General features: G+C 39.1%; 17 protein-coding genes and 3 pseudogenes. 7 read left to right on the forward strand and 13 right to left on the reverse strand.

All coding sequences use genetic code 11. From position 1 onward, the window contains the following. Positions 1-129: 129 nt before the first annotated feature. Positions 130-2,499 (reverse strand): alpha-glucosidase, encoded by a 2,370-nt coding sequence (gene ygjK / locus ACRWSG_RS22970; RefSeq protein WP_462167665.1) that lies wholly within the window; start codon positions 2,497-2,499, stop codon positions 130-132. A gap of 4 nt (positions 2,500-2,503) precedes the next feature. After that, the gene (locus ACRWSG_RS22975) at positions 2,504-4,252 is read right to left on the reverse strand and encodes an MFS transporter (protein WP_235404517.1); all 1,749 of its coding nucleotides are present in this window, start codon (positions 4,250-4,252) and stop codon (positions 2,504-2,506) included. A gap of 65 nt (positions 4,253-4,317) precedes the next feature. Between ACRWSG_RS22975 and ACRWSG_RS22980 the strand changes: the two genes are divergently transcribed. Continuing rightward, positions 4,318-6,795, forward strand: coding sequence for a hypothetical protein (locus ACRWSG_RS22980; RefSeq protein ID WP_051501958.1), 2,478 nt, complete (start codon positions 4,318-4,320; stop codon positions 6,793-6,795). Between the two features lie 401 nt (positions 6,796-7,196). Here ACRWSG_RS22980 and ACRWSG_RS22985 read toward each other — a convergent pair whose 3' ends face one another. Both ACRWSG_RS22985 and ACRWSG_RS22990 read right to left on the reverse strand, forming a co-directional pair. After that, positions 7,197-9,971: a collagenase gene (locus ACRWSG_RS22985; RefSeq protein WP_036973843.1), complete on the reverse strand. Its 2,775-nt coding sequence runs from the start codon at positions 9,969-9,971 to the stop codon at positions 7,197-7,199. Between the two features lie 417 nt (positions 9,972-10,388). Next, entirely contained in the window at positions 10,389-10,553 is a 165-nt protein-coding gene (locus ACRWSG_RS22990) for a hypothetical protein (RefSeq protein ID WP_155950875.1), read from the reverse strand. Between the two features lie 159 nt (positions 10,554-10,712). On the opposite strand from ACRWSG_RS22990, the gene ACRWSG_RS22995 reads away from it, so the two are divergent. Then, positions 10,713-11,441 (forward strand): hypothetical protein, encoded by a 729-nt coding sequence (locus tag ACRWSG_RS22995; RefSeq protein WP_036973842.1) that lies wholly within the window; start codon positions 10,713-10,715, stop codon positions 11,439-11,441. A 30-nt stretch (positions 11,442-11,471) separates the two neighbouring features. Here ACRWSG_RS22995 and ACRWSG_RS23000 read toward each other — a convergent pair whose 3' ends face one another. Continuing rightward, positions 11,472-12,698, reverse strand: coding sequence for an RNA-guided endonuclease InsQ/TnpB family protein (locus ACRWSG_RS23000; RefSeq protein ID WP_253109369.1), 1,227 nt, complete (start codon positions 12,696-12,698; stop codon positions 11,472-11,474). 38 nt (positions 12,699-12,736) lie between these two features. Here ACRWSG_RS23000 and tnpA point away from each other — a divergent pair, with 38 nt between their 5' ends. Together tnpA and ACRWSG_RS23010 are read left to right on the forward strand one after the other, a co-directional pair. Then, positions 12,737-13,132, forward strand: a complete 396-nt coding sequence (tnpA, locus tag ACRWSG_RS23005; RefSeq protein WP_462167666.1) for an IS200/IS605 family transposase — start codon at positions 12,737-12,739, stop codon at positions 13,130-13,132. Between the two features lie 153 nt (positions 13,133-13,285). Continuing rightward, entirely contained in the window at positions 13,286-14,077 is a 792-nt protein-coding gene (locus ACRWSG_RS23010) for a hypothetical protein (protein ID WP_235404648.1), read from the forward strand. A gap of 328 nt (positions 14,078-14,405) precedes the next feature. Here the strand turns inward: ACRWSG_RS23010 and ACRWSG_RS23015 are convergent, their stop codons facing one another. The 8 genes and pseudogenes from ACRWSG_RS23015 to ACRWSG_RS23050 all read right to left on the reverse strand — a co-directional run bounded on the left by ACRWSG_RS23015 (position 14,406) and on the right by ACRWSG_RS23050 (position 24,723). Then, positions 14,406-15,848, reverse strand: a complete 1,443-nt coding sequence (locus ACRWSG_RS23015; protein WP_285222153.1) for an IS1182 family transposase — start codon at positions 15,846-15,848, stop codon at positions 14,406-14,408. A gap of 345 nt (positions 15,849-16,193) precedes the next feature. Continuing rightward, a pseudogene (locus ACRWSG_RS23020) lies at positions 16,194-19,393 on the reverse strand (efflux RND transporter permease subunit). An 11-nt stretch (positions 19,394-19,404) separates the two neighbouring features. Further along, positions 19,405-20,662, reverse strand: a pseudogene (locus ACRWSG_RS23025) (efflux RND transporter periplasmic adaptor subunit). A gap of 64 nt (positions 20,663-20,726) precedes the next feature. Continuing rightward, entirely contained in the window at positions 20,727-21,944 is a 1,218-nt protein-coding gene (locus ACRWSG_RS23030; protein ID WP_008468875.1) for a TolC family protein, read from the reverse strand. An 83-nt stretch (positions 21,945-22,027) separates the two neighbouring features. After that, positions 22,028-22,378: a hypothetical protein gene (locus tag ACRWSG_RS23035; protein ID WP_004588885.1), complete on the reverse strand. Its 351-nt coding sequence runs from the start codon at positions 22,376-22,378 to the stop codon at positions 22,028-22,030. 55 nt (positions 22,379-22,433) lie between these two features. Then, positions 22,434-23,336, reverse strand: coding sequence for a cation diffusion facilitator family transporter (locus ACRWSG_RS23040; RefSeq protein WP_004588886.1), 903 nt, complete (start codon positions 23,334-23,336; stop codon positions 22,434-22,436). Continuing rightward, entirely contained in the window at positions 23,323-24,054 is a 732-nt protein-coding gene (locus tag ACRWSG_RS23045) for a transglutaminase-like domain-containing protein (protein ID WP_004588887.1), read from the reverse strand. Before ACRWSG_RS23045 ends, ACRWSG_RS23040 begins: the two co-directional genes overlap by 14 nt. Before the next feature lie 55 nt (positions 24,055-24,109). Then, positions 24,110-24,723, reverse strand: a pseudogene (locus tag ACRWSG_RS23050) (cation transporter). A 77-nt stretch (positions 24,724-24,800) separates the two neighbouring features. Between ACRWSG_RS23050 and ACRWSG_RS23055 the strand changes: the two are divergent. The 3 genes from ACRWSG_RS23055 to ACRWSG_RS23065 all read left to right on the forward strand — a co-directional run bounded on the left by ACRWSG_RS23055 (position 24,801) and on the right by ACRWSG_RS23065 (position 26,114). Next, positions 24,801-25,190: a Cd(II)/Pb(II)-responsive transcriptional regulator gene (locus tag ACRWSG_RS23055; protein ID WP_462167667.1), complete on the forward strand. Its 390-nt coding sequence runs from the start codon at positions 24,801-24,803 to the stop codon at positions 25,188-25,190. A gap of 42 nt (positions 25,191-25,232) precedes the next feature. Beyond that, a complete protein-coding gene (locus tag ACRWSG_RS23060; RefSeq protein WP_462167668.1) occupies positions 25,233-25,610 on the forward strand; it encodes a MerR family transcriptional regulator in 378 nt (125 codons plus the stop codon). A 102-nt stretch (positions 25,611-25,712) separates the two neighbouring features. Further along, positions 25,713-26,114, forward strand: coding sequence for a MerC family mercury resistance protein (locus ACRWSG_RS23065; RefSeq protein ID WP_230237177.1), 402 nt, complete (start codon positions 25,713-25,715; stop codon positions 26,112-26,114). The last annotated feature ends 556 nt before the right edge of the window (positions 26,115-26,670 follow it).

Raw genomic sequence — 26,670 nt, forward strand, 5'->3', positions numbered from 1 at the left:
ACACAAATAGAATATTGTATACAATATTCTATTTGTGTTAATTCTCTTGTAATTTGTGAAGCTTAAGCAGTGGTGATTAATTTATGCCATAGTGTGATTAGTCTGGTGAACTGAATTAAACAGTGCCAATTATTGGCACCATTTACCTTGCTTTTGAGCAATTAGTAATAAGTGTGCTGCGCTCCATGAAAAGTTAGGCGCTCCTTGTTGCTCACCATTAAGCGGATTATAATTCTCACGTATTGGCGCATTAGAAAGCAAACCATTGGCATGATTTAATAGCTTTTCACTTAATTGCTGAGCTTGTTTGCAATAACCGTAATGACTCATACCTACTAACCCAAAGTAAGCTTGATCAAGCCATACTCGTCCACGCCAATATATATCCGCACCGAAAGCCGGATTAGTCAGCGCAGCACTGCCAAGCGGAACGTAAGTATTAAACTCATTGTTATCAAGCATTGTTTTTACCACATCACTGGCCTGTTCCATACTCGCTACTTGATTAAACAACGGTGACCACCCTTCAGGACCTTTGCCTCTTTTTACTAAAGTCCTCCCAGCGCAACCATTCGCTAAGGGGGTATCTGCTATTTCAATGTCGTAGTAGAAGCCTGTATTTTTATCAAACATGCACCGATTGATATAATCCCTTAACTGAGCGGCTTGCCTTAAAAAGTAACTTGCTTGGTGCGGTAACTTAAGCTGCTTCGCTATTTTACTTAAATAACGGTTATCAGCAGCCATATAAGAGGCTTGATCCACAGATTCTTGCAATAATGAATACCCAACTAATGTACCTGTATCATTACGATTTTCTGCAAAACCAACGTGCCAGTCACCACGAATCCCGCCGTTTTTTATATAACGATTTAACTGTTGATTATTTATAAAACCAAACACAGCAGCATCATCACGACCAGATTCCCAAGATGCGGCTGTTTGTGCCGGAACTTTAATTTCTAAGGTTGCTTCATCGTTTAGGTAAGTCCTATAGTTTTTTAAGCCACTTCTTGTTCGCCAACCTGCCGAGGTTTTTACATTAAATAATAACTTGCCGTCACGAGTATTATGGGCTTTATCAACCGTGGCACCATACTCTGGCACACCGTTTTTATTATGATCACGATTGCGTAGCCACCATCCACGATAAGCAACTAGTTTAGGGTATATGTGCGCGAGCCACTGAGTATCGCCTGTATTTTCAAACACCTGCCACACAGCCCAAGCTGCCAAGCTTGGCTTAGTATTACGCTCATTCCAATTTGTGCCGTCCCCACCGCGTTTTGCACTAAAATTATAGGCCACTAAGTCAGGTATAAATCCAGCATCCCATGGCCTGACAGCATCGTTTGGCGTTATTTGATGCTCAAACACAGCATTCAAATTTTGTTTAGCAAGCTCTGGATTAAATGTTACCAGTGCATATGCCTGCTTGTAGCTATCCCAAGGCCAAGTTTGATTACCTGAAAACCAGCGACCGGTCACGGCAGGACTAACGGTATCAAAACCTACGGCACCAGCTTTACTGCGCCAATTTCCAATTAACGTTTCAACACTTTTTACCGCAAGTTTTTGTAAGGCTGGCTGCTTGTTACTAATTGGCTGTGTCGCTTTATTTATATACTCTTGCCAACGTAATTTACTACGTGATAAATAGTGTTCGGGTTGCTTTAAAATTTCATCAACAATCTCTCTTTCACGTACCACGTCTTGATTATTTAATAAATATGAATAGCTTGTGTAGAATGTGCGATTGTTTTTTATGTGCGTTGTGCTTGAGTAACTTAGGTCGTCATGACGTGTTTTAACCGCTAACGTTTTTTTAAGCAATAACTGTGAACTCCCCGAGGTGAGCAGGTGTCCATGCGCCCTTACTTTGCCAAAACTAATCGCAATACTATTGCTGGTGACTTGCCATCGGGGGGTTAATTTCGGATAAACCACAAATGGCGAACGCCCCGCTTTTTCGGTGCCATTGTTAGCACGTAAATGGTTTATAAGCTTTCCTGTGAAATGTAATGTAACAGGCTCAGTGGTTTTAATCTGTGTTTTAACTAATGAAGTGCGATTTGTCACAAAGCGCAAAGTAAGCGTTATGTTTACCCCATCACCGCTCAGCTCTTGCACTAACGCGCCGGGTTCGCTGTAAGCCCGCATTGCTAGCTTCACTTTATTGGCCTCATCGACTTTCATGCCTTTATAAACAGTCAGCTTTTCTAGATAAGGCGCTATAAAATTTAAATACTCCTCAGTAACAATAGCAGACCCGGTGAACGCGCCGACGTTTTCATCTGTTGGTAGCAAATGTCCATGCCACGCGCCTAGATCAAAAAGAGGGCTAAAACGTTGGTGGCCACCTTGCTCAAAGTCCTGCATATAATATGGGCTTCCGGTTCTATCTATTAAGTTTTTATAATCAACCACATCACTAGCAGCAGCCTCACAATGACTGATTAAAAGCACGGTGATTAAAATAAACAGATTTTTAAAAATCATTTATTTAGCCCTTTTTGTATCGCGCTAATAAATAAAAACCAAATCCGGTAACTAGTGCAATGCCTGCAAATAATAGCCACATGATTTCGGGGGATTTTATCTCTTTGACTAGGTAACCATAACTCCACCCAGACAAAAATCCAGCAAATAAAAAGCCTAATGCCATAGATACAAAGTAATAACCCATAAACATAGCAGCACTGCCTTTTGGAGCTATGCTGGCTACATACTCTTGGCTTTTTGGAGAGGTGAGCATTTCACCAAAAGCAATTAATAATATAACCGTTACCACTACTAAACCTCCCAATTGGCTTAGTAATACCCCCGCGCTCATTAATAACAACACTAAAAAAGCACCTGCTGTGACAATTAAACCGCTTATTAGGACAGATATAACTTTAAAATGCTGGCATTTAACACTTACTATTATTTGTAACAGAACAATAGCTGCAAAATCTAAATTAATCAGGTATTCAGGGTTTACCTGTCGGTATTTAAGCCACTGCTGCGCCAATTGCATACTTTGCTCAGCCGAAAAGCTAGAAGCACTGGCTTGTTTAAAAAATAGCGCTATTTCAGCAACAGGAACATTAACTTTTAAGTGGACTAACTCTAGACGCACAGCCTCTAAATTTACCTCTTTGACTGGTGTTACACTATGAGTAGCAGCCAGTGTTTGCAGTTTGTTACTTAAAGCCTGAATATCAACATAAGCAAAAAAATCCACTGCTGATTGACTAAAGTAGCTCAAGATTGCAACTAAATCTTGAGTATCAATATAGTCACGTATAAACAGAGGTAGAGTATAAAAAAGTTGGTTATATACCGTCCAAAACCCCGTTAATATTGCTAAATATAGTGCAAAACTACGATTGCTAACCCTCACCGGTTGTAGATACCATTTAGACGCTTTTTGCACGCTTACGCACTTATCCCATAACCAGTTCGCAGCTAACCAAATCGTAATTAGCGAAAAAGCTTGAGTATATGTTAACCAGCTAACTCCCCCCGTCATTAAAATAATTACACTGGTAAACAGTAACAATGCGAAACGGCTGTTACCCAAAACATGTTGAGCTTGCTGTAAAACCGCTGCCGCCCCTATGCTGCTACGTAGTTTGCTGCTTGACTCACGGTAAAAGAGCAATGGAATAAAATTAACAACTATCCAAGATGCCGACATAATAAATACCGCATCCCAACTAATAGTCCGTAAATACCCAGCCACTAACGGGCCTATGAAGCCCCCCAAATTAACCATAGTGTAAAAAATACCAAAGCCTAAACCCCGGTTACTGTCGTTAGTGTTTTGACTTATAGTGCCAACTACAACAGGCTTAAAGCAGGATGCACCAAAAGCGACTAACATTAAAATCATAAAGAACGAATTAAAGTCTGTCACTTGACCCAAAAAGTAATAACTCGGCGCCATCACAATAAATGAGCATGTAAACATTTTTTTATAGCCATAGCGATCGGCAAAAGCCCCAGTGATCACAGGTAATAAGTATAAAAAAAACGGAATTATCCCCTGCACGGCGCCTCGCTCTGCATCACTAAATCCGACCCCCCCTTGCTCAATGGGTGTGGTCATATACACCGACGATACTGCAAAAAAGCCATACCAAGCTAAACGCTCAAAAATTTCCATGGTATTAGCCAAGTAGAAACCTAACCCAAAGCTACGCCAAGTTTGTTTATTTTTACCAGTTTCCTGCTGTGCTGCTGATTGTAATTGTTGGTTATTATTCATAGTTTACTTTTTCAATTAAACGCAGTATTTTATATTGCATACAATATACAAGCAAAGCAACTAAAATGACAAAAATTATATCTCTCACATTATTAACTTTACTACTCACTGCCTGTCAGCCCACGCCTAATACTAGTGCGAATAATAAACCTGATATCGGCAACATAAAAAGCGGCCCAAGTAAAATGCAAGCAAACATTACCGTCCAGGGCTATACCAGCACACTCAATAATATCGATATTGAGTTTTTAGGAAAAACAATTCCATATACATACAGCGATGGCAAAATAGGAAATAGTCGGGGCTACAACTGGTGGGTAAGTAAGCACTTTGCGCTAAAAAGTGATCTACCCAAAGAGAAGGTCACGCTATACTTAGAGCTACTTGAAATGGCATATCCACATTATGTTGCTTTATTTGGTATGGCTCCCCCAAATATTGAGCGCCAACGCATTGCAGTTGTTTATGGTAGTAGTCGCTCCCGTGTACGAGAAGCCATGCTTGATGATGGTTTTTTACGTGGAGTACATAAAACGGCCGGTGGTGAAACTATGTTTTATAACCGTGCCGGATATAATTTCCCCAGCCACCGTGAGCACCATCAGCGTTATATAGTTATTCACGAAACCATGCATGCTTTTCATATGGCATTAAACGGCCATTCAACGTGGGCACCTAATTGGATCACCGAAGGTTTAGCTGATTCGATTGCTCACCATGTTTATGATCCTAAGCAAAAACAACTCACCGTCATGGTATTTGATCGCGCCCCAATGAATTACATTGAAACCGGTTTAAAACAATATTACAGCGCAAATAAACCTACAATTGAAGAAATAAATGACGATCCAGCACTAAAACGTGGACTTAATTTTTTTATAATTCATTACCTTTTAAGCTCTCCTGAACGGGCACAGTACTTTGCTCACTTTATTGAAGAGCTCAGATTAGCGAACCCACACAGCGAAGCCACACTTTCAACAGCTAACTCACTGCTTAAGAGTACTTTTAAAAATTGGTCGGAAATAGAACAAGGTTTTGCTGATTTTGTAGAGAATATCCAGCCTAGCTTCCATATTGTATCGGGCCCTTGGGAGCAAGACGGTAACGCTTACTGGCTACGTAACACTCAATCGACGGCATTATCGCGGTTAGATATTACCCCCCCCTCAACGGCTAATCACCCAGTCATGGACTTTCCTGCTCCAAAGCCGAGTTCGCTCATTGATGTGGCAAATAAACACCAAGTGGCCGCGCTAATCGAGTTCGAAGCTGCTCAATTACATCGAGGAAAAATTGGCATAGCACTACAAGGAAAGCGTAACCAAAAAAACCAAAAATATCGCCGTACTTTTGTTGGTGAAGAGCAGGCAAGTGATGATCAATTGCTGATGCTGCTTATTGAAGATGGCAGTCACTTAATTATAAATGCACAAAGCTACGATAACTTTAAAGCAAAGCAAATAGCCCTGACACCTGAGATAAAAAGTGCATTAATCGCAGATAAGAAACTTGCAATAAACCTAACGCTCGAGCAAGCACAATTAAGCATTAACTTACACGCTCAACGTGGTAGTAAGAAAGTAACCCAACAATTTTCTATTCCCCTGAATAAGCAAATGATTGCAACACTTAACAGCGAAAAGATCAGCTTGTTAGGTCAAAATAACAATCATAAAATCACCCCTTACTTATTTAATCCTACCCCTTCTCGCTTGTTGCCTATCACAGCAGAGAATGCGCTTACAAACCCTTGGCTTTTTAAAAATTATGATCTACTAAACCGAGTTTTTAAAACCTGCCAGCAACACGAGGGGTTTATACCACAATGCGATCTTGAGTTGAGTAATATTTTAGCAAAATTACCCTCTATAGAGCTGCACGATGAAGCCAGTTCTGAACTAGAGGCCTTAGAAAGTCAATATATAGCCACATTAAATAATGCTGGTTTTAGTACACTTTCCGGGGTTAAATCTGATATTTATTATCACCAACAGAAGCCTTTTTTAAGAGTTGTCAATCCAACTGATTCCCCTTTAGAAATTACTGCACAAGTGACACTCACAAATAGTGCTAATAAGCCAAGCAAAACTCATCAGCTAAAACGCAGCTTGAGCTCAGGAACACATAATATCTCACTGCCAACAGAAATAAATGCTGATAAGGTTACTATTGCGCAAACTCTCAAATGGAAGTCGTTAACGCACCAATCTACGCTCTCAAAGCGAGTAACCCCGTTTAATGGCGTTGAGTTTAATGTAATTAAAACGAAAGAGCATGAAGACTATTGGTTAGTAGAGCTTAATTTATCTGGGCCTTATTCTGGAGATACAATTGGTGACATTATTCTAACCTCGACATCATTCGAGCAAGCCACTCCCGCAAAATCTCAACAGAAAAGTGTTGATTTAGCACCTTATGAACAAAAAACATACACCTTCAAAGTAACAAAAACTGACAAACCACAACAGATTTCTGTAAAGGCCATTTTAAATGTTGATGGTGAGCCTATTCGCCTTATTCAAGAGCTTACTTTGTCCTAAGCTTAACAATAGGACGACGCCACTTTCGCAAGAAAGTGGCTTTAAGCTTCTCTTTAGATAACCATTATTTAGTCCAGCGTTAACTGAGTTGCTTCCTTTCTCTTCATACTCAGCCATCTATGCCCTAATTTAATTACCTTTCAATGCACTCATCAATATTGAAGTTGTCTGCTTTATCGACACTTTTGCAACGTAAGTACAATTGAATGTTTATTTATCAACTTTACATCCAAGTAGTTCAATTTATAGTTAGTTTAAAACACCAGAAAAAAGATAAAGGGGGTTTTGACTTTGAATAAATGAACCTTTGCATTTGTTTCTTTATAAAAAAAGAGCCACCAGAAAACTGATGACTCCATTATATAAAGTACGTGAGATCACGCTTTAAGTTTATATATTAACTAAGGACACCCTTGACTGTTAAAGTCGACGACTAAGCTTGCACCAGTGCTATTACCTGCTACTTTTAGGTAGCCCCAGTATTCACTCTGGCCTGAAATATAAATACACTCTCCATTTCCGCTATTATTTGACTCAGCCACTTCATTGTTACCATTTGGCCAACCACTTGCAGCGTAGCTTAGACTTAAATCACCACTACCATTAGCGGTGGTGATGGCAATACCATTTTGGCCTTGAACATCTGCAATGCTAAACCACATAGGATCGCTATTACCTAGACAAATTACTTCGCCATCATTTAAGCGGCCACTGCTTCGGCTGCCTTGACTAGCACACACATCTGGCACGTTAGAAGTCACTTGGGTAAATGATGCTGTTAACTGAACGTTATCAAATGCATTATAACCTCTAACCATCACATGGTATCGGCCTACTTGTGCAGGATTAATAGTACACGACTCTTCGTTACCACCAATGTAAGGGCGACAATCATATATAGCTTCACTCGGTGCTACTTCAAAACTTACATATAAATCCGCATCACCTGTACCACCAGTTAAATTAAACATAAGGTCGCTGGCGCCTGAAGGAACATCAAAAGTGAAATATAAAAATTCATCTTGAGCGCCACTGATGTTAATTGGCTGGCTATTCAATAGCACACCATCATCAACACTACTGTCAGCTTCGATAGTTGCTACTGTAGTGACAGTTTGGCTTGCACCTTCATTATCAACCACAGTTAATGTTATGGTGTATTCTCCTGCACTTGTGTAACTATGAGTAGGATTTGCCAGATTTGAACTGCTACCATCGCCAAAGTTCCATTGATAACTAGCGATACTACCATCGCTATCATTACTACCATTACTCGTGAAGCTTATACTGTTATTTTGCATGCCAGAATATGGGCCATTAATTTGTGCTATTGGTGGGGTATTAGTGCTCGTACCTGCAACTAAGTCATCGCACCACTGTACAAATTCATTCTCATAATTATTGGCCCACTCTACAGTTTTTGATTTATAGGCACTCCAATTACCAGTGCGGGTATGAGCCAACATAGCATCAAGTTCGTTGTTGTGACGTTCAAACATAAAGCGAACAGCTAAGTAACCCCAGCGATAAATTCGATCTTGATCAAATCCATCATAGGTGGTGTCAAAAATTTGCGCTAGTGTATAGCGCGAGCCATCACTAATAGTGGCTTTTGCAGCATCGTTGTTATTTAAATTAGCAACATACTCTGCAACCCCCTCTGACCACCAGACAATATCTTCTGTGGGTGCGTTAAAGTCACCATATAAGTCGAAACGGCCATCTAAATAGTGAACATACTCGTGCTCTAAGTTCCATACATAGTGCTCTGCATTGGCATAACTTGCTTCATAAGCTATAAAATTAGCTTGGTTGCCAGCTACAGATGGGTCACCTTCTAAATACATACCACCATTGTTAGTATTTATACCAAAGATAGCACCTGCGTACTTGCTATAATCGTCACTACTGTCAAATATATTTACTTGTAAAAAGTTATTGTTGTCATCAGCAACAGGGGTGTTATTTGTGGCTAGCTTATTATGAAAAAGCCCTTCTTCAGCGCCCATAGCATCACATGCTGCTGCATGTTGAATAGCCGTCATATTTTGCGAGCGAATTTTTATAGTACTACTACAGCTATAATTTTGTGACAACACTTGTTGAGTTAGTTCATCAACAAAGCCACAAATACCGTAGTCATTACAATCTGCGTAATAACTTACAGAATCAGCTGCTGCAAGCCATACTGCATCACCATAACCAAAACTGTTATAGGTGCTAAAAATAGCTTTCAAACCAGTATCAACACTTTCTTGTATTGGCGTGCCTGAATATTGTTTTAAACGAGCTAGTTCACTGGCAGCGTTAACAATCAAGTATTGTGCATCTGAGTCTATCATCCACTGCTTTTGAGTAAATGCGCTTAGCTTAGCAACTAAGTCAGTATCAGTGCCGATAGCGGTTACAAATGCATCATTCCACTGGCCACGATAAAGTAGCGTGAAAATACCATTAACAGCGCTGCGCATATTCCATTTTGCAGCATAACTCTCATTGAAGCGCGTTAACCACTGCTTTACTACGTTTAAGTAACGATGCTGCTGCTCAGCACTATCCATAGTTATGATAACTTCAGCAAGTGTTTTACCGTGTCCATCATTATCATCATAAAAGTGGCTATTGTTTACAAATGCATCTATAGCATCAACTACTGCAGGTTGTACCCAAGAGCTAAAATTCACGTCAGCATTATAAAACTCAACATAAAAACCCGCACGCAAATATAAAAACAGCGCTTCTAAATCAACATCTCCACCACCAGCATAAGTCTGTGAGAGTGACTTAGCATGATTTGCAACGGCATACATGTTATCTGAACTATAAACCTGACTCTGAATAGAAGATGGCGCACTAAAAAGTTCATTAATACAACTAGTACCTTGGCTTTTAAGTTCAGTGATAATTGTACTAGTGCTTGCACTTGCCATCGCAGCTAAATCACAACTGACAACGGCGGCTTGGCTGCGCATCATAAATTGATTAAGTTGTTGCGGCTGCTTTTGCAACTCAGCTATAGGGGCTTTTTCATTATGTTGGTGATCTACACCGTGATGATGTGTGCGCTCAATTTCTGCATTTTTTGGTGTAAACAAGCGCTCTTGCAGGTTAGCTGACTGAGCTAAAGAGCTTGCTCCAAGTATAGGTAGCGCCAGAATTAATGTTTTAATTTTCATAATTTACCTTTGATAATTATTGTTTTCTCTATCCAACCCGGAAAGAGAAACACTTTTGTAACATATAATTATCATTGTATACAATATATTTTATATTTAAATAACGATGTAAGTAGATCCTGTTGATGGTTTGACGAAAGAAATAAGGTCTGAAGTTAATCTATATTTCAACTAAGAAAACAAAGTCATTAAATATTTAGAATGAGAAGTATGGCTAGAAAGGACAAAGCTGTAGATATGCGTAAATGTAAATACACCCTAAACTAAAGATAAACTTGTATAATGTAAAAGTAACGAAATTAACAGCTCTTAAAATTAAAATAGTTTTCAGTTGGCCACACTCAGGTCATCATTTGTTTAGATGTTAGTTTTTACTATCTAGAAAAGGTAAGGGAGCAAATAGCGCTCTCGGAATGGTCAAGCCTGCAACTTAACCTCAGGATAGCAACGATTTTCATCTTTAATAATCAACCCTTGCCAACTTTCATATGCTGGGCCGCCTTGATCTCCTCCACCAGTTACAGCGATTACTTTACTGGGCAAAATAAATGACAACCCAAACAATATGGCGAATTTGTTCATGCAAAAATCCTTTAGTTTCTTCAATAACCCTCACAAATTTGGGGGTTATACGGATCTTAAATACTGTCCTGCTGGTTAATCAAATTTAAGTTTTTTTAAAAATGCGCGTTTTTAAACATCCTGTATCGTTACTTTTGAAATTCAAATTTGGAGAAATGCATGAAAACTTTAAAACGTCACCTATTAATCGCGATCACTGTACTAACAGTTTCAGCATGTTCTAGTAACGGTATTCATGAAAAAATTGAACAGATAGAAGTTGCTCACCAAAAGCAAGTTGATAAAAAAACCGAGAAAATGGACCAACTCATTAATAGTATTCCAGATTGGTACTTAGATGTACCACAATCTGACTCAACAGGTGTATTTGGCGTTGGATTCGGTTCATCAAACAAACCTCCTTTTGCATTAAAAGCAGCCGAGCTCAGAGCTAAATTTGATGTAGCAAAGAGCTTTAAACAGCTTATCTCTGGCCAAGAGCGTTCATATGAAAACCAGACTCTAGATTCAAACCTTGAGACTCAAATTAATATGCTTATTGATTCAATTGTCGAAGAAGTTAGTGTTGCCGGTGCGCAGAGAGTAAAGCGTGAATTGTATAATGTTGATGGAGTAGCAAATGCATATGTTCTTGTAAAAATGCCTTATGAAGAATATAACCGAGCAATACAGTCTTTGCGTGCTAAAACAGTAGAAGAGAAAGTGTCTGTTGCATTCGATGAACTTGAAAAGCGACTGCAGAATAGAAAGAGCGATGAACAAAAAGCAATTCAAGCCACTCACCAGCGTGATGTTGAGCTTAAAGAGCTTGAGATCAAAAAAGAGGTAGAGCTACGAAAAGCTGAGCAACCTCAAAGTGAACTACCCAGCGACATCGCTTCGCTCTGATCACTGGGCTTCTACAGTCTAGCTTAACGGCTAGGCTGCTTCTTTTTTCTCAGATCCAAAATCCAACTTCGATAATTCGAAGACTTTCGTTTTAACGGATTGTTTCTCCTGAGATACGGGTGCTACCCTTGCGACGATGCCAGCCGCAATTAAATCTAATTCACCTGTCTTTTCTATGCTCTTAGCCGACGATAGATCACGGTTTTGATACGTTCCGCAAGCTACACAAGTGAAATATCTATCGTTCAATGTTAAAACATGGTTTTGGCCGCACTCTGAGCAGATCCCAGTGGACTTCTCAAATCGACCAATTTCGTGATACAACTTACCCTCTAACTCAGCTTTGTATTTTGAAAGCTGAGTTATCAGCCCCATTACGTTATCGGCAACCATGCTGCCATTGAACTTTTGAATCGCTTTTACGTTTAAATCTTCAAAACACGCTATATCAGTTTCATTGATTATCTGTCGTGAAGTTTTGTGCGCAAAGTCCAGCCTTTGCCTTGAGATTTTTCCGTGTAATTTATTGATGCGTTGTTTTGTTTTTTGCCAGCGATTTGAACCTTTGGTTCGACGTGCAAGCTGGCGTTGCAATTGATTTAGCTTCTCTTTTGACTGTTTTAAAAACTTCGGATTATCGGCCACAAATCCGTTCGAACCAACAACCGTTTGCTTTGAGTTGATGTCAAAGCCAGTGATAGTTTCCAAAACTTGTTTAGCCGTTTTGCATTCCACTTCCTGAGTGATACTGCATTCCCATTTTCCGTGACGATATTGAACAGTGACGGTCTTAATTTTGCTCACTAGCTCACGATGCAGAACGATTGGCACTTTACCGACTTTTGGGATGCTTATAGCGTCATTTTCAATTCGAATACAGTTGGAATTATTGACCGCTCGGAAGCTATCATTGTGAAGCCGCTTCCTTTTGTAGGAAACTTTGTGCTTTGGAAAATGCTGCAAACGACCTTTAGAAAATGCATTCTTCATCGCTGTTTCCAAGTCGCGAGCAACCTGCTGAGCAGCAGCAGAATCAAACGCTTTAATCCAGCTAAATTCCTCGAATGGCTTAATTTCCTTGAGGAGAGAAGCCATATCTTTGTAAAACAGGAATGTTTTATCGTATTCATAACGACGCATATTTTCAGACAACAACAGATTCCAAATGCCACGAGCTATCGCACCAAACTCAATGAGCTTAACTTCTTGTTCTGGCGTAGGGTTTAGCCTGTAGTTGTATCTGAGCGTCTTTTTCATATACTGTATAGACTACTGTATAAGGCCAAGTTGTCAAGATGGAATATGAAACTAAATCTCACTGCAAATATCTAATTTCGCTTCATTTAATTTTGGTGGTTAAGTACAGAAAACCTCTGCTAAACGGAAGGCAGGGTGAGTTTGTAAAGAAAACGGTTTTCGATGTTTCTCTATCATCTGACTTTAGGATCGAAGAGGTTGAGATAGACAAAGATCACATTCATATGCTGATTACAATCGGCACTCGATATTCAGTAAACCAGCACGCAAGGAGGATTAAGCAAGCCACAACCGCTAAAATCTGGAAATCATTTCCTTATCTGAAAAACCAATTTTGGAAAGAGAAAACATTTTGGTCAGATGGGTACTTTGTGTGTTCTGTAGGGAATGCAAGCGCAGAGACTATACGAAAATATATCCAAGAGCAGGGGTGACACCTATTCATCCCCGCGACATCACTTTGTTCTGATCACGGGGTTTTCTCGGTGAGTTTAGATAAAAAGTAATTTTTTAAAAATATTAGGCTTTTTTTGCCTCTATATGTTGCGTATACCTGTACATTATTAAGCATATATATGGAGGCTGTTATGTTTACAAACCTGAATAAATACTCAAAATATCAAAACTCAAAGTGGTTTATCATTGCCATTTTACTTTGCTCTATTTTATCAATAGTTTATTTGCAATTACGTCACCCCGCTGACAACTCTAGTGTAGAGCCAACTTTTGACTACTCAACTATTATCGATCACTTTAATGGCAAGCTTAACCAAGGTACATTTCTGTTCTCTGAACCGGTTACTTGGAACGGCCAGTTTATTCCTGTTGAGAGTTATGCTGGAATAAACCTTAAAAGTTTAAGCAGCGAGTATGCTGATGGTTTAGTTTTATATTGGCTTCATCGTATAAAGTTTGCCTCTACTGAAGAGACTGGTGTCATAAAAGACAGTTTTGAGGCTGTAAAATCATTAACTTATGACATCAACGAAGCTAATTTAGAATTCTTAGATTGTAGCCTGACTGAAAAATGTGATTTTAAAAAACTTATAAATAACTTCAGCAACTCAGCTTGGGTACCTTTTTGGGCAATGAAGGCAGATATTGAGTATGTTAAGAGCAAAAGTGATGAACTAAATGAGCTTAACATTTCTGCTGTTAGTGACTTAGAGTTTTTCGAGCTTCGTAACAATGCCGGTCATGTTGAAATCATACCACCAGCACTTGCTGACTACTTAATAACCATACCTTTTTATCTGAATTGCGAAACCAACAATCAAAAACTTTTGATGTACTTATACGAGGTTAAAACTAGGTTTTCCCAGCTAAGCACGATAGTTGATGAATTCATGAGTATGGCTTCAGCTTACCAGTGCGAGTGAATGTAGGAGAGGATTAAAGTTTCATGCTAAACAATCAAGCAACTCTGCTGGAACCGCTTATGATTCAACATGACTAAAAATAAAAATTCATACTAAAGGCTACTATCAAGTCCAAATCAAGCTACAACTGAATATTAAAGTATCATACTCGTTGTAACTCACTTTTGGACAAAAACGAGTTAGAGCCGAAGGTCGGCTCTGTGCCCAGACTGTGTGAAAACTAATTTTTAATAAATTGTCTTGGGTATGTTCTTAGTTTGAAACCATTTAAGATGGTTGCGATCGATTTTTTCTCAGTATCGCAATTTTCTCCGCGCGAGCGAAACTGCTATGGCAACGCTACTCTAATTGCTTTACTTAGGCCGTTAACTCCCATAATTGTTATCATTCTTCTGAAGTTGTAAGCTAGGACATGAAGACTTATTTCTGTCCCCACGCTTTTTAAACCTCGTGTTAGTAAGTGGGTAGCTCCCATCCAGAGTTTAATTGTGCCAAAGGGGTGCTCAACAGTTTGCTTGCGATGAAGCATCAATTCAGGTTCATTCTTTAGCTTTTGAAGCATTTCTTCTGTCAGAATCTCATGCACCCACCGCCTTATTCGACTAGGGTCTTTTTTAGAGTTAGTGCACTGACTTCTTATTTTACAATCTCGACAAGCAATGTGATTGAAGTAAACATCAAGGTATTTACCTTGCTCAAATACCTGCATTCGATTTTGAAGTTCATTACCAGCGGGGCATAAGTAAATATCTTTATTTGCATCGTATTTGAAGAGTGAGCGGTTAAATATCCCTTTCTTTTCAGAGGACGATGTATCCGTCTTGGGCATGATTGGCTCTGCACCCAAATCGATAGTATCTTTTATATCGGGCTGACTGAAGTAACCTTTATCTGCTAATACCCTTATATCTTCCTTGCGCAATGCTTTTTGTGCGAGTTTTGTCATTGACGCAAGCTGGCCTCTATCTGGCACGTTGGTCACCTCATGCGCCACTATAAGGTGGTGCTTGGTATCAACCGCACTTTGCACGTTATAACTCACAACTCTTGTAAAACCTTGAGTTTTCATTAAACGTGAATCAGGATCAGTAGTGGATATTTGCTTGTCAGGATGAGCTTCAACTTGTTCTTTAATCTCGTGTAGTTTTTTTAACTGGCTGCGAAAGTCAGCTAGCCTATCTTTTGTGGCTTTAATTTTTGTGACGTTAGCTTGCTCTTTATCGGCTTCATCAAGTAATTCAAGGTAACGTTCAATGTTCTTTTCGACTCGGTCGATGTGGAATTTAACTTTGCTTGGCGTAAAATTATTGCCTTTGTTGTTGCTAGCTTTAAACTTACTACCATCGATGGCAACAACTGGTTTCTCAAACATATTCAGACGACGGCAGACTTCAACAAACGTTTTGCACACATTTTTTATACCATCTCCGTTGTCTTTTCTAAAATCAGCAATCGTTTTAAAGTCGGGTGCCAACTTACCAAGTAGCCACATCAGTTCAATATTGCGTTGGCATTCGGTTTCTAATCGGCGGGATGATTGAATACGGTTGAGGTAACCATAAAGATACAGTTTTAATAATGTGGCTGGATGATACTTAGGGCGGCCTGTGGACTTTAAAGTTAATCCTTTAAACCCCAATTCAGCTAGATTTAGTTCCTCAATGAAAACATCAATCACTCTGACCGTATTATCTTCACTGACGTAATCTTCCAACGATTCTGGAAATAACGTTGATTGGTCACGACTTTCACCGCTTATAAACTTTGACATACTGCCTCAACCCTCAACTGAATCAATAGTCTAATTATATAAATATCAGTATATTAAGTGAACTAAATGTATAGATTAATAGATCATAAGCAGAACATACTTAGACCAAAAGGTGATCAGAGTTTTCACACAGTCTGTGCCATAATCCGACCTTGAGACACATAGAGATTAAGACTGCAAAGATACGAAAGCGGAAGTTAGCTTTGGCCTGTTTAACGACAAATATTCCGACAAAGCAGTCATGACTATTAGTTTATTGTTAAATCTAATCTTTCTTTTCGTTCATCTACTCAATAACCCCACGCTAAACGTGACTTTAGCGTGGGGTTAGAGTTCACAGTAATTTTATCTGGATAGCTCTTTTATTTTTTTCTCTGAAAACCAGCGATATAAAACAGGTAAAACAAATAATGTTAACAGTGTTGCAGTTACCAAGCCGCCAACAATAACACTCGCTAATGGGCGCTGTATTTCTGCACCAACACCATTAGACATTAACATCGGTATCAAACCTAAAGCTGATGTTATAGCAGTCATAAGTACAGGTCTTAATCTTGAAGTAGCGCCTTCAAAAACGGCTTTAGATGCTTCTAGACCGTCTTTAATACGTTGGTTGATACTTTCTACCATAACGACCCCATTCAATACCGCTACACCAAATAAGGTAATAAAGCCAACGGAGCTTGGTACAGACAAGTATTGTCCAGATAAATATAAGGAGAAAACTCCGCCAATTACAGCAAGCGGCACGTTGACCAATATCAGCATAGCTTGACCAACAGAGCCAAAAGCAAAGTAAAGTAACAATGCAATTAGCGCTAAAGATAGAGGTACAACGATAGCTAGTCTGCTTTGAGCACGCTGCTGGCTTTCGAATTGGCCACCTATTGCTACCGAGTAACCTGAAGGTAGGTCAACTTTCTCAGCAATAACTTTTCTGATGTCGGCTACTACACTACCCATATCTCTATTCTGAACGTTTGCTTGAATAACGACACGCCTTTGAACATCATCGCGCCTTACTTGAGGAGGACCTGATTCAAATGAAACAGTTGCAACATCACCTAAGCGTACCCAGGCGCCTGTTGGTGACTGAATTCGAATATCTGAAATAGCTTCCTTATTTTGTCGGTACTCTTCTTCAATACGCACGTAAATATCATAACGTTCATTGCCTTTGATGATTTGTCCAGCTTCAACCCCTCCAATACCATCTCGCACAACTTCCATTATATCAACAACTGAAAGTCCAAAGCGCGATAGCTCTTGCCTATTAGGTTTTACGACAAGTTGCGCTTCACCTGCAATTTGCTCAAGAGCAACATCTCTTGCACCATCAACACTCTTTATAGCCGCTTCGATCTCTTGTCCTTTAGCTGCTAAAACGTCTAACTCAGGGCCAAATAACTTTATCGCCAACTGAGCTTTTACGCCAGATAGTAACTCATCAACACGAGTCGCAATAGGTTGAGAAAAGTTTAGTAGTAAGCCAGGAAACTCCTCTAAAGATCTCTCCATTTTCCCTTGAAGTTCATATCGATTAGATGCACTGGTCCACTCAGAAACAGGCTTCAACCCTATGTAAATTTCTATGTTATTCACAGGCTCTGGATCTCCACCTATTTCGGCTCGACCAATTCGGCTTAATGCATAGGTTACTTCAGGAAAAGCCATTAGTTTTTCTTCTAGAATTGGTGCCACAGTGAGCGCGGTATCTAAACTGGAAGAAGGTGCCAGCGTTGCTCTTAAGTTTATCGTCCCTTCTTCTAACTCAGGTACAAATTCAGTACCAATTAATGGAACTAATGCAAAGGCAGAGAAAACTAATATAAGTGCGGCTGAAATGACTAACTTGGTGCGTTTTAGTGCGAATGTAAGCCCTTTTCTGTAGAGTTTGTCTAATGACCTAAGAACAAAGCTTTCCCTCTCTTTTACACCTGACTTAAATAAATAAGTTGCCAGTGCAGGTACGATAAACAACGCAACCACAATCGCAGATACAACGGCTAAGATGATGCTTATTGCCATAGGTTGGAATAACTTTGCTTCAACCCCTTCAAAGCTGAACAATGGCGCAAATACGACTAAAATAATCGAGGCAGCAAAAAAGACGGGACGAGCCACTTCTTTACCTGCATTTTGCAGACGTAATTTAATGCCGTGCTCATCGTGTTCTACATCGTGCGGATCTGCGTCAGAAGTTGGAACACGTTCCTTTACCGATTTCGAATGTGTCGCGTCAGGTCTATTTAAATGTTTAAACATATTTTCAACCATAACCACTGAGCCATCTACAAGCATACCAATAGCGACCGCTATGCCACCCAGTGACATAAGGTTTGCAGAAATGCCCCACCAAGCCATGATCATTAACGCGATACCAATTGAAATTGGAATAGATATTAATACCAAGAAGGTTGCACGTAAATTCATTAAAAATAGTGCTAATACAATACAGATGAAAATAAATGCTAGTAATAGTGCATCAACCACTGTATTTACCGCTTTTTCAATCAAATCAGCCTGATCATAAAAAGGCTCAAAGCGAACACCTTTTGGCAATGCTTGATTAATTAATGGAATTCTTGCATTGATACCATCAATGGTGGCTTTAGTATTTGAACCCATGCGTTTTAAGACAATGCCAGAGACAACTTCGCCTAAATTTTCGACTTTACCGTCTTCGGTTTTGCGCGTCATGGTGACAGCACCTTGACGAATTTCACTGCCCATTTCAACTTTAGCAATATCTGAAACCGTAACAACCGTACCATCTACTGTTTTAACGGGAACTTGTTTGATATTACTGATGCCAGCCTCACCACTCTCAAACCAGCCTGTGCCTCTAATCACAAGCTGCTCTTGCCCACGGTTCATGTACCATCCGCCAACATTCGCATTGTTGTTATCTAGGGCACCAACAACGTCTTCTTGCGTTAGTTCATATGCTAAGAGCTTAGATGGATCGACATTGACTTGGTATTGCCTAACATTACCACCAAAAGATAATACATCAGTGACTCCATCGACAGGCATAACGAGTAATTTTACTACCCAATCATTGAGACTCCTGAGTGCCATAGCATCATAACCTGCACCTTTATCTGAAATAAGAAGATACTGAAATACTTGGCCTAGCCCAGGGTGTTTGGTCCCATTTCGGGTGTCCCAACACCTTCTGGTATCAGTTCTTTTGCGGCTTGAAGACGCTCAAATACGAGTTGTCTTGCAAAGTAAATGTCGGTGCCTTCTTTGAAAACAACCGTAACGCCAGACAAGCCTGTTTTAGAAATTGAGCGCACTTGTTCTACATCAGGTAGGGCATACATTACCGCTTCAATGGGGTACGTAATGAGTTGTTCAACTTCTTCAGCAGCCAGTCCTGGCGCTTCAGTATTTACAGCAACTTGAACATTAGTAACATCAGGAAAGGCATCCAAATTTAATTTTGGGATCACCATAACTGCACCAACCATAGTGGCAAACAGCGCAATCAAAATCAGGAGTCTATTATTAACAGACCAATCTATTATTTTATTAAACATAGTCTTGCTCCCTAGTGGTTGTGCGGATCAAAATCCGCCTTTAGCGATTTCAGACGCAACAAAAAATGCGCCTTTAGTTACAATTCGCGTTCCACTATCAAGGCCAATGATTTCTCTAAAACCACCTAAGGCTCGGCCTAGTTCTATTTCTACAGCTTTAAATTCTCCAGGGTGGTCTTCGACAAATACTGTCCAATCACCATCTGCGCTGCGGATCAATGCTTCTTCTGGCACAGCCATCACTTTCTGCTTTGTGGCAAACTGAAAGTAAACTTTTACAAACATGCCTGAATGAAGATTATCATCCGAATTATCTACTCCTAACCTAATAATTCGAGTACGAGTAATAGGGTCAATTGTATGGGCTTCTTGGATAACTTTGGCATTGTAACTCTGGCCTTCTAATTTAAGTACCGCAGGAGAATCAATTGATAAATTCAGCTTTTTATTTGGAGAAACTTTTGCTTCAACCCATAGTTGTTTTTCATCTGCTAACAACATTACTGAATCACCAGCATCAACACGTTGCCCTTGGATAAAATCGTCTTGAAGTACAACCCCTTCACGCTGAGCAATTAATGTATATTGCCCAAACGCTTTTATGTCTTTGTTAGAAATGCCATCTATTGCTTTTTCAGTTAACCCTAAAGCAATAAGCTTCCCGTAACTCGCATTGTATGTAGTCTCTGCTTGTAATAATCTACTTTCACTCACCGTCTTGTTACCCAGCTTTTTCACACGTTGCCATTCGGTTGAAGCGATTAAATAGTCAGCCTGTGCTTGTGCCATTGCTTCACTAAATAATGTAACTAACTTCTGACCTATTTCTACATGCTCTCCAAGCGCTGCATGGCGACTAATAATGACTGACTCTGTACGTGGCGATACCACATAACTTTTATAGCCATTAGCTTTTATTTCGCCTGGTGCATATACGGTGCTAAATTGATATTCAGGCTTAACACTTTCCACTTTAATGTTAGCAAGCGACATCTTCTTTGGATCAATAGTGATACCTTCTTCATGTCCTTCTTCTCCCTCTTTATTACCACCTTCATGGCCGTGCTCGTCATGGTCACCTTTATCTTCTTCATGTCCCTTTTCGTGTTCATGCTCATCTTGATGTTCTTTTTCTTCTTGTTTCGAAACGTTTGTGACAGAACCAGTTCCATCTGACGACTGTGCAAAAGCATCATGATTTGTAGTAAACCCAACTAACAGGCAGCTAATTACTACGGCTAAAAATTTTTTACTAATTACTGTATTCATTTTTGTAACCTATATTTTTAATAAATTTAAGATTTCGTTTTTCGCTACTGAAAAAACAAAGCGCTCAAATCTCAAATTTGGATAACTGACCCATACTTAAAATGAAGGATATTTCTGCAAGCTTGAATTGATTTTCCAAACGTATTCCTGCATGAAGCCCTTCCGCACGTTGATTTAATGCAAGTAAGTAGTCAGAAGTATTAATGTCACCAGCTTCCCAGCGCTTATTTAATAAGTTTTCGCTGCTATCTAATCTGCCTTTTGTCAGTTTTTGCCATTGCTCATAATATTTTTTACTGACAATAAGCGATTCATAATTAGCTTTTGCTTCAAATGACTGCTTTCGATAAACCGACCGAAAGTTAGCCTCTGCTGCAATTGCTTCTGAATAAGCGGCTTTAACAGTATCTGAATAGTTATTTCTGATATTTAAAGGCATTGAGAAAGTCACGCCAATCAAGTCTTCATCTCCACTTTTCCCTGCGTTAACTCCAATGGTTGGATTGGCTTTAGATTCCATAGTGGTTAGTTGAGCTTTAGATTGTTTTATCTTCCATTGCGCTCTAGCGAGTTTAACTTTTGGATGTTCCTCAACCCACTGAGAGTTAAATGAATAGTTTGTTGCTCCAAAAGTAAATGAAAACAAATTGGTAGTATTAGGCGTCCAATCAGGCAATAACTCCTGAACATTTACCTCTGCATTTTTCAAAGCAATTTGCGACTCAGATATTTCACTGAAAACTTGGGACAAGTTTAAATAAACCAGTTCAGCGTCAAGTGGCTCTAAAAGTCCTGCTTTTCGCTTATCTTCAATAATTCCAACGAGCGTTTGTAATTGATTTTCTCTTACTGAAAGTAACTGAGCCACCTTTTTTGCTGCTTGCCAATTAACTATTGCAGTTAAAGCGTTAGCCTTTTTAGAATCGAGTAGAGATAACAATTGTTGCTGGTTTGCATAAACACCAATTTCACCAATGCTTTTATTTGCTGATTGCTTATCCCAAAAATCAATCGTTTGACTGATACCAATAGAATAATTATCAAAATCACCCTCTTTTTCATAGCTTGCTTCAAGCTCTGGGTTATATACGGCTTTAGTTAAGCTCTTGGCTCTATGATTACTTGCATTAAGTAACTCTTTAGCCGCAACAACTTCGGGATCTTTATTTATTTGACTATCTAGCCATGAAATACTTTTCTGTTTGGCATAAGTGGCAACTGAAAAACTCACAGCCATACATAAAGACAGGACTAAACCTGCATTTTTTAAATATATATACATAAAAATTCTTAATTTTAAAATTAATAAACACGAAACCTTTATCCATTATTAAAGGATAAATAGGTCATTAAAAATTAATCTAATTAAGAAATGGGCGGACGAAGTATCGCTTCAAGAAAGGTACTTGTTTGATCAATTTGATAAGGCGTTTTATTGATAATGTTTAGTTTGCCCGTGGTATTTGAATTACTGACTAAAATCCAAGATAAGTGGCTGCCACTGCAATGTCCGCAGTGATGACAATCTTTTTCATTATGCTGCTCATCACCTACATTATCATTTGAGACATTTCGATCATCTGCATGATCATGTTGAATTTGAAGGTGCTCTATATCTATTTGGTGATTCTCAGGTGTTGCGGATACAACAGCAGTTAACGATTGCAAAACAATCGAAACGACTAATAGTATTTTTAACGCAACATTGAATTTCAAAATAAACACCTACTTAAATATGAAAAATTATAATATCAAAAAAAGGTTTTCTAAACTAGCCATGCGCATGTTTTTCATGCTCGTCACGGCAAGTTTCTTGAGGAAACTCAAACTCAATGGTTGTATGAGATAAATTATAAGAAGAAAGTTCCTTAGCCACTTGTTGTTTTAGCCTAATTAATTTATCAACCTCAAAGTTATGGGCTAACTCTAGGTGAGCAGTTAATACGTGACTTTCCCCGTCTAATGACCAAAAGTGCATATGATGAATCCCATTAATTTCAGGTATAGCCTTTATCGCTTTTTCAATATTATTCTGCACTTCTTCATCAGGTGTAGCTTGAAGAAATAGTGCCAATGTTGTTTTCAGGTTTTTCAAAACGTTAAACAATATAAACAGTGTAAAGCCTATAGAAAGCAAAGGATCTAATATTGGTAAATCTACAAAAAGCAGCACGATAGAAACAATTAGGACTGCAACCCAGCCAAGTACGTCTTCAAGCAAATGCCACGTAAGTACTTTTTCGTTCAGCGTTTTACCCGCTTTTAGTTTAAATACTGCATACCCATTAACAGCAACCCCAAGTAATGCAAGACCCAACATTCCTTCAGCCATTGGCATTTCAGGATTAGATAATCTTGGTATTGCTTCAAATAGCACCCAGACAGAACCAATAACTAATACAATACTGTTAATTAATGCGCCAAACAGGGTAAGACGACGATAGCCATAGCTAAATCTATCGGATGCTTCTTTATCCGAGAAACGACTCAGTATCCAAGCGAATCCTATAGATAAACTGTCACCCAGGTCATGTACAGCATCAGCCATAATAGCGGTACTGTTGGTTAGCCAACCACCAATAAATTCGATAATAGTAAATGAAACATTAAGGAAAAATGTCCAACCTATACGGTCGTCTTTTCCATGCGAATGGCTATGGCTATGATTGTGCATTTTCCACCTCAAGAACTTTTAAATTTCTTACATTGACTACGTTAAAATTGATAAAGTGACGGATCACTCGTTGATACATCCAACGTTTGATTCCTGATAAGTTAGTTCCTTTTTCGAGATAAAACTCATCAGGGGAATTATAAACACCAAAATCATCATGAATACCTTCTTTTTGTATATAGGTATCTTGACCACGCCAATCTGTATCTGGCGAAGAGAAACACTTTGTTGCAACACCATAACCACAAAATTCGTTTTTTATTTGACTAAATTTGTGCTGTAGTGAACTTAAATATTGTTCATCTAATATAAAGCCTTCTAAGTTTATCCAACGATCCTTGAAATAAACTTCAATCCAACTATGAATGATATATTTAGGTGCTAACCAAAATACATAAGTTGGAATAGCTCCTTTTTGTAATCGCTGCTCAATAGTAAAGCCGTGAAAACGACATTGAATACCTAATCCTCGTAACAAAGCCATCAGCAAGTTACCCTTGGTATTGCATTGTCCGTAACCATCGGCTAAAACACTGCTTGCTGAAATATCATCACTCTCATTGTAACCAAATAATATTTCATCTTTAACAAATTGGTAGGCTGCACCAATTTTGTTGAAGTCATCGAGTTCTTGCCAATTACGCTCAGAAATTAATGATTGAATTGTAGAGTGTTCAAAATTTACTATCTTGGTTTTTTCTAGATATTTGCTATTCATTGATGTTTCCTTACTTTGAACAACCAAAGGTTGATTGTTTATCTTCATTTGGTGTTTAACGTGTTTTCTCAGCAACAGCTAATTCTTGTTTAGCATCGCTTAGTATTCGGTAAGCGCCTCGAAGAATTAACATTGAAATGATGCTACCAATGACGATATCAGACAACGCTGTTTCAGCACCATAACGAGTATGCCTGCGATAACGACACCAAGATTTGCAATTACATCATTCGCTGAAAATATCCAGCTAGCTCTCATATGTACTTCATCGTTGTTGTGCTTTCGAATAAGGATGAGACAAATCACATTTGCAACTAAAGCAACCATGCCTACGCCAATCATAAACCAAGAGTGAGGCTCACTTTCACCATACAGCCTTCTAGCAATATCCATTAGAATTAGCACGCCTAACCCCAGTTGGAAATAGCCACTCACTAAAGCAGCATTAGCCTTATGTTGGATTGACTTTCCCACCGCGTATAGTGCAATTGCATAGACGATTGCATCCGCTAGCATGTCTAACGAATCTGCAATTAAAGCCGTTGATTCTGATAACCAACCAAAGCCAATTTCAAAAACAAACATCGAGGCATTGATAGCCAGAAGCCAATAAAGCACCGTTTTTTGCTGGTTATCTTTTAGCTCAACTTCACACCCACAATCGCTCATTTTCATCTCCGATTAACTTGTATGCTCTAACTATAAATCCTATAGTGACTATAGGGTCAAGTTTATTTGGAAATTTTATGAAAATTGGTGAGTTATCGAAAACATCGGGGTATTCAGTACAAACCATCCGATATTATGAAAAGGAGGGCTTGCTGTCAAATCCTGATCGCACTGAAGGGAATTTCAGGTTGTATTCTAATAAGGCATTTAAAGAGCTAGAGTTCGTAAAGCATTGTCGAAGTTTAGATATTCCGCTTAATGATATTAAGCGACTCATTGAATTAAAAAACAAGCCAGAGGAGAGTTGCTCTAGTGTAAATGCATTAATTGATCGGCAACTAACTTTAGTTAATCAACGAATGAAGGAATTGAATGCACTCAAAAAAGAGTTAAAACTAATGGCAAGCTCTTGCGGGTCTGACGGTACAATTGAAGTCTGTGGCATTATCAAGTCATTAGATAGTTGAACTAAATATAACTTTAGATTAGTAGTATTCACAAAGGCAATAATGAAAACCATTGGCAAATTAGCACAATCATTAAATTTAAATGTAGAAACCATTCGTTTTTATGAACGAGAAGGACTGATTACACAACCTGAAAAACCAATATCTGGTTATAGACAATATGACGAATCAATAGCAGGACAACTTAGGTTTATCACAAAAGCCAAAGCGCTCGGCTTTACGTTAAGAGAAATAAAATCGCTAATGTCTATGGACAGCAACTGCGCTCAAGTTGAGCTATTAAACCGACAAAAGTTAGCAATCATTCGAGACAAAATTAATGACCTTCAACGTTTAGAGAAAGTAATTGTGGGTATGACAAATACCTGTATGCAAAACGAAAATCCAACACATTGCCCCATAATTGACTCATTAAAATGATTGACTCCGTACTTGTATACGGAGTTTAGAATGATGGTAATATCAACCAATAGACTTTCAAATGATAAATAAAATATTAGACAGAGTAGGCTCTAGTGGCGTTTGGCTAGCGGCACGGCCTGCCTCCCTGCATTAAGGTCACTTGCATCGGCATTAGGACTAGGCTTCTTCTCTCACTTCGAAGGAATAGCTGTAAATACGCTTTTACCTATTTTTGCATCTTTGGAACTATTGGTAAACTTATACAACTGGCACAAAAATAAAAACCATACCAGAGCTGTCTTCAGCATTCTAGGGCCTGTAGCAGTGCTATTAACGCTTTATCCTCTTTGGCTATATGATTGGAGCACATACCTATTTTACTTTGGTATTTGCTTAATGGTCGTTATGTCGGTTTTGGATATCGTAAAACCAGTAAGGGAGCAAACATGCAACGTATGGCTAATTGCCGTCGTTGAAACGATTAACGGTCAATGTCTGCTTTTCGCTCAAAGCCACCCTTAGTGCATTTACGTTAACTCATTTTGGGGCGTGCGACGTGAAGTCGTATGAAGCGCTGTTCACCGCTTAATGAGTGAACCATCTGTATCACCAGATGATCCTAGGAGCCTGAATAAAGTAGCGGCTCTGACAATGTAACGAAGGTTGGTATGCGCCAATCGGGATCTTAATCGTGAGAGGACGATCCTCCTGATAACCACAAATCGGGTGAGTGCTAGGCCGTCAGTATGATGAACATAAGTGAATCCGCGTAAGGTGCGTTATATGATGAAACAGCGGAAGTGGTTAATACGCTGTAGCCAAAAGGCGCGAGAGTCGGAAAGAGATTGCCCCATGCTCTTTCGTGATCACTGAACTCTCCGCACTATAGCGGGCATCTAACCTGACATCGCGCAACATACGGAACACGGTAAGCCTGTATCACTCCCTTTGGGAAAGCTTATATAGCCGATAGTGATGCAGGTAGAGGATGTTGGAGAAAGCAAAGGCTGGATTGTAATGATGCAGATACAGACGTCTGTCTGGCACGAAAGTGAGCTGACTTCCGACTGGTCTTCCT

The organism is Pseudoalteromonas sp. GB43 (assembly GCF_054923805.1).

What these genes read in the sequence shown, in the direction of transcription:
- ACRWSG_RS22980 (WP_051501958.1), top strand. Translation starts at nt 4,318, where the DNA reads ATGACAAAAATTATATCTCTCACATTATTAACTTTACTACTCACTGCC.
- ygjK (WP_462167665.1), bottom strand. Translation starts at nt 2,499, where the DNA reads ATGATTTTTAAAAATCTGTTTATTTTAATCACCGTGCTTTTAATCAGT.
- ACRWSG_RS23045 (WP_004588887.1), bottom strand. Translation starts at nt 24,054, where the DNA reads ATGAATAGCAAATATCTAGAAAAAACCAAGATAGTAAATTTTGAACAC.
- ACRWSG_RS23060 (WP_462167668.1), top strand. Translation starts at nt 25,233, where the DNA reads ATGAAAACCATTGGCAAATTAGCACAATCATTAAATTTAAATGTAGAA.
- tnpA (WP_462167666.1), top strand. Translation starts at nt 12,737, where the DNA reads ATGGAATATGAAACTAAATCTCACTGCAAATATCTAATTTCGCTTCAT.
- ACRWSG_RS23055 (WP_462167667.1), top strand. Translation starts at nt 24,801, where the DNA reads ATGAAAATTGGTGAGTTATCGAAAACATCGGGGTATTCAGTACAAACC.
- ACRWSG_RS23010 (WP_235404648.1), top strand. Translation starts at nt 13,286, where the DNA reads ATGTTTACAAACCTGAATAAATACTCAAAATATCAAAACTCAAAGTGG.
- ACRWSG_RS23000 (WP_253109369.1), bottom strand. Translation starts at nt 12,698, where the DNA reads ATGAAAAAGACGCTCAGATACAACTACAGGCTAAACCCTACGCCAGAA.
- ACRWSG_RS23030 (WP_008468875.1), bottom strand. Translation starts at nt 21,944, where the DNA reads ATGTATATATATTTAAAAAATGCAGGTTTAGTCCTGTCTTTATGTATG.
- ACRWSG_RS22995 (WP_036973842.1), top strand. Translation starts at nt 10,713, where the DNA reads ATGAAAACTTTAAAACGTCACCTATTAATCGCGATCACTGTACTAACA.
- ACRWSG_RS23040 (WP_004588886.1), bottom strand. Translation starts at nt 23,336, where the DNA reads ATGCACAATCATAGCCATAGCCATTCGCATGGAAAAGACGACCGTATA.
- ACRWSG_RS22990 (WP_155950875.1), bottom strand. Translation starts at nt 10,553, where the DNA reads ATGAACAAATTCGCCATATTGTTTGGGTTGTCATTTATTTTGCCCAGT.
- ACRWSG_RS23015 (WP_285222153.1), bottom strand. Translation starts at nt 15,848, where the DNA reads ATGTCAAAGTTTATAAGCGGTGAAAGTCGTGACCAATCAACGTTATTT.
- ACRWSG_RS22975 (WP_235404517.1), bottom strand. Translation starts at nt 4,252, where the DNA reads ATGAATAATAACCAACAATTACAATCAGCAGCACAGCAGGAAACTGGT.
- ACRWSG_RS22985 (WP_036973843.1), bottom strand. Translation starts at nt 9,971, where the DNA reads ATGAAAATTAAAACATTAATTCTGGCGCTACCTATACTTGGAGCAAGC.